Origin of the sequence: Aeromicrobium sp. UC242_57, from assembly GCF_044452305.1 — a bacterium.
Taxonomy (GTDB): domain Bacteria; phylum Actinomycetota; class Actinomycetes; order Propionibacteriales; family Nocardioidaceae; genus Aeromicrobium.
Genome location: NZ_JBIOAM010000004.1, coordinates 1 through 3,558 on the forward strand (window position 1 = coordinate 1; position 3,558 = coordinate 3,558).

Here is a 3,558-nt window from a genome sequence, read left to right on the forward strand (position 1 = left end):
TCATCAGATTGTGTTTGTTAGTCGCTTTTTTTTTTTGGAATTTTTTTTTTGGAATTTTTTTTTTGCGCTAACAACCTCCTGCCGTTTTGCCCGTGCATATCGGTCACGAACAAATCTGATTACTAAACACAGTAGCCTGGATTTGTTCTATCAGTAATCGACCTTATTCCTAATTAAATAGAGCAAATCCCCTTATTGGGGGTAAGACATGAAGATGCCAGAAAAACATGACCTGTTGGCCGCCATTCTCGCGGCAAAGGAACAAGGCATCGGGGCAATCCTTGCGTTTGCAATGGCGTACCTTCGCGGCAGATATAATGGCGGTGCGTTTACAAAAACAGTAATCGACGCAACGATGTGCGCCATTATCGCCTAGTTCATTCGTGACCTTCTCGACTTCGCCGGACTAAGTAGCAATCTCGCTTATATAACGAGCGTGTTTATCGGCTACATCGGTACTGACTCGATTGGTTCGCTTATCAAACGCTTCGCTGCTAAAAAAGCCGGAGTAGAAGATGGTAGAAATCAATAATCAACGTAAGGCGTTCCTCGATATGCTGGCGTGGTCGGAGGGAACTGATAACGGACGTCAGAAAACCAGAAATCATGGTTATGACGTCATTGTAGGCGGAGAGCTATTTACTGATTACTCCGATCACCCTCGCAAACTTGTCACGCTAAACCCAAAACTCAAATCAACAGGCGCCGGACGCTACCAGCTTCTTTCCCGTTGGTGGGATGCCTACCGCAAGCAGCTTGGCCTGAAAGACTTCTCTCCGAAAAGTCAGGACGCTGTGGCATTGCAGCAGATTAAGGAGCGTGGCGCTTTACCTATGATTGATCGTGGTGATATCCGTCAGGCAATCGACCGTTGCAGCAATATCTGGGCTTCACTGCCGGGCGCTGGTTATGGTCAGTTCGAGCATAAGGCTGACAGCCTGATTGCAAAATTCAAAGAAGCGGGCGGAACGGTCAGAGAGATTGATGTATGAGCAGAGTCACCGCGATTATCTCCGCTCTGGTTATCTGCATCATCGTCTGCCTGTCATGGGCTGTTAATCATTACCGTGATAACGCCATTACCTACAAAGCCCAGCGCGACAAAAATGCCAGAGAACTGAAGCTGGCGAACGCGGCAATTACTGACATGCAGATGCGTCAGCGTGATGTTGCTGCGCTCGATGCAAAATACACGAAGGAGTTAGCTGATGCTAAAGCTGAAAATGATGCTCTGCGTGATGATGTTGCCGCTGGTCGTCGTCGGTTGCACATCAAAGCAGTCTGTCAGTCAGTGCGTGAAGCCACCACCGCCTCCGGCGTGGATAATGCAGCCTCCCCCCGACTGGCAGACACCGCTGAACGGGATTATTTCACCCTCAGAGAGAGGCTGATCACTATGCAAAAACAACTGGAAGGAACCCAGAAGTATATTAATGAGCAGTGCAGATAGAGTTGCCCATATCGATGGGCAACTCATGCAATTATTGTGAGCAATACACACGCGCTTCCAGCGGAGTATAAATGCCTAAAGTAATAAAACCGAGCAATCCATTTACGAATGTTTGCTGGGTTTCTGTTTTAACAACATTTTCTGCGCCGCCACAAATTTTGGCTGCATCGACAGTTTTCTTCTGCCCAATTCCAGAAACGAAGAAATGATGGGTGATGGTTTCCTTTGGTGCTACTGCTGCCGGTTTGTTTTGAACAGTAAACGTCTGTTGAGCACATCCTGTAATAAGCAGGGCCAGCGCAGTAGCGAGTAGCATTTTTTTCATGGTGTTATTCCCGATGCTTTTTGAAGTTCGCAGAATCGTATGTGTAGAAAATTAAACAAACCCTAAACAATGAGTTGAAATTTCATATTGTTAATATTTATTAATGTATGTCAGGTGCGATGAATCGTCATTGTATTCCCGGATTAACTATGTCCACAGCCCTGACGGGGAACTTCTCTGCGGGAGTGTCCGGGAATAATTAAAACGATGCACACAGGGTTTAGCGCGTACACGTATTGCATTATGCCAACGCCCCGGTGCTGACACGGAAGAAACCGGACGTTATGATTTAGCGTGGAAAGATTTGTGTAGTGTTCTGAATGCTCTCAGTAAATAGTAATGAATTATCAAAGGTATAGTAATATCTTTTATGTTCATGGATATTTGTAACCCATCGGAAAACTCCTGCTTTAGCAAGATTTTCCCTGTATTGCTGAAATGTGATTTCTCTTGATTTCAACCTATCATAGGACGTTTCTATAAGATGCGTGTTTCTTGAGAATTTAACATTTACAACCTTTTTAAGTCCTTTTATTAACACGGTGTTATCGTTTTCTAACACGATGTGAATATTATCTGTGGCTAGATAGTAAATATAATGTGAGACGTTGTGACGTTTTAGTTCAGAATAAAACAATTCACAGTCTAAATCTTTTCGCACTTGATCGAATATTTCTTTAAAAATGGCAACCTGAGCCATTGGTAAAACCTTCCATGTGATACGAGGGCGCGTAGTTTGCATTATCGTTTTTATCGTTTCAATCTGGTCTGACCTCCTTGTGTTTTGTTGATGATTTATGTCAAATATTAGGAATGTTTTCACTTAATAGTATTGGTTGCGTAACAAAGTGCGGTCCTGCTGGCATTCTGGAGGGAAATACAACCGACAGATGTATGTAAGGCCAACGTGCTCAAATCTTCATACAGAAAGATTTGAAGTAATATTTTAACCGCTAGATGAAGAGCAAGCGCATGGAGCGACAAAATGAATAAAGAACAATCTGCTGATGATCCCTCCGTGGATCTGATTCGTGTAAAAAATATGCTTAATAGCACCATTTCTATGAGTTACCCTGATGTTGTAATTGCATGTATAGAACATAAGGTGTCTCTGGAAGCATTCAGAGCAATTGAGGCAGCGTTGGTGAAGCACGATAATAATATGAAGGATTATTCCCTGGTGGTTGACTGATCACCATAACTGCTAATCATTCAAACTATTTAGTCTGTGACAGAGCCAACACGCAGTCTGTCACTGTCAGGAAAGTGGTAAAACTGCAACTCAATTACTGCAATGCCCTCGTAATTAAGTGAATTTACAATATCGTCCTGTTCGGAGGGAAGAACGCGGGATGTTCATTCTTCATCACTTTTAATTGATGTATATGCTCTCTTTTCTGACGTTAGTCTCCGACGGCAGGCTTCAATGACCCAGGCTGAGAAATTCCCGGACCCTTTTTGCTCAAGAGCGATGTTAATTTGTTCAATCATTTGGTTAGGAAAGCGGATGTTGCGGGTTGTTGTTCTGCGGGTTCTGTTCTTCGTTGACATGAGGTTGCCCCGTATTCAGTGTCGCTGATTTGTATTGTCTGAAGTTGTTTTTACGTTAAGTTGATGCAGATCAATTAATACGATACCTGCGTCATAATTGATTATTTGACGTGGTTTGATGGCCTCCACGCACGTTGTGATATGTAGATGATAATCATTATCACTTTACGGGTCCTTTCCGGTGAAAAAAAAGGTACCAAAAAAAACATCGTCGTGAGTAGTGAACCGTAAG

General features: G+C 43.4%; 6 protein-coding genes and 1 pseudogene. 4 read left to right on the forward strand and 3 right to left on the reverse strand.

The features are described 5' to 3' along the window. The first annotated feature begins 214 nt into the window (after positions 1–214). The 3 genes and pseudogenes from ACHMWU_RS21315 to rzpD all read left to right on the forward strand — a co-directional run bounded on the left by ACHMWU_RS21315 (position 215) and on the right by rzpD (position 1,450). A pseudogene (locus ACHMWU_RS21315) lies at positions 215–532 on the forward strand (phage holin, lambda family). Next, positions 516–992, forward strand: coding sequence for a glycoside hydrolase family protein (locus ACHMWU_RS21320; RefSeq protein WP_000229403.1), 477 nt, complete (start codon positions 516–518; stop codon positions 990–992). Before ACHMWU_RS21315 ends, ACHMWU_RS21320 begins: the two are co-directional and overlap by 17 nt. After that, a complete protein-coding gene (gene rzpD, locus ACHMWU_RS21325) occupies positions 989–1,450 on the forward strand; it encodes a prophage endopeptidase RzpD (protein ID WP_000092275.1) in 462 nt (153 codons plus the stop codon). The genes ACHMWU_RS21320 and rzpD overlap by 4 nt, the downstream gene beginning before the upstream one ends. A gap of 31 nt (positions 1,451–1,481) precedes the next feature. Here rzpD and bor read toward each other — a convergent pair whose 3' ends face one another. Then, the gene (gene bor / locus ACHMWU_RS21330) at positions 1,482–1,775 is read right to left on the reverse strand and encodes a serum resistance lipoprotein Bor (protein ID WP_000738492.1); all 294 of its coding nucleotides are present in this window, start codon (positions 1,773–1,775) and stop codon (positions 1,482–1,484) included. A gap of 289 nt (positions 1,776–2,064) precedes the next feature. After that, positions 2,065–2,517, reverse strand: a complete 453-nt coding sequence (locus ACHMWU_RS21335) for a DUF1398 domain-containing protein (RefSeq protein ID WP_223248938.1) — start codon at positions 2,515–2,517, stop codon at positions 2,065–2,067. Positions 2,518–2,760: 243 nt separating this feature from the next. On the opposite strand from ACHMWU_RS21335, the gene ybcW reads away from it, so the two are divergent. Next, entirely contained in the window at positions 2,761–2,967 is a 207-nt protein-coding gene (gene ybcW, locus ACHMWU_RS21340; protein ID WP_001031427.1) for a protein YbcW, read from the forward strand. A gap of 164 nt (positions 2,968–3,131) precedes the next feature. On the opposite strand, the gene ACHMWU_RS21345 is transcribed toward ybcW, so the two are convergent. Then, positions 3,132–3,326 carry a YlcI/YnfO family protein gene (locus ACHMWU_RS21345; protein WP_001421937.1) on the reverse strand — a complete coding sequence of 65 codons (195 nt, stop codon included), beginning with the start codon at positions 3,324–3,326 and terminating at the stop codon, positions 3,132–3,134. Positions 3,327–3,558: the final 232 nt, after the last annotated feature.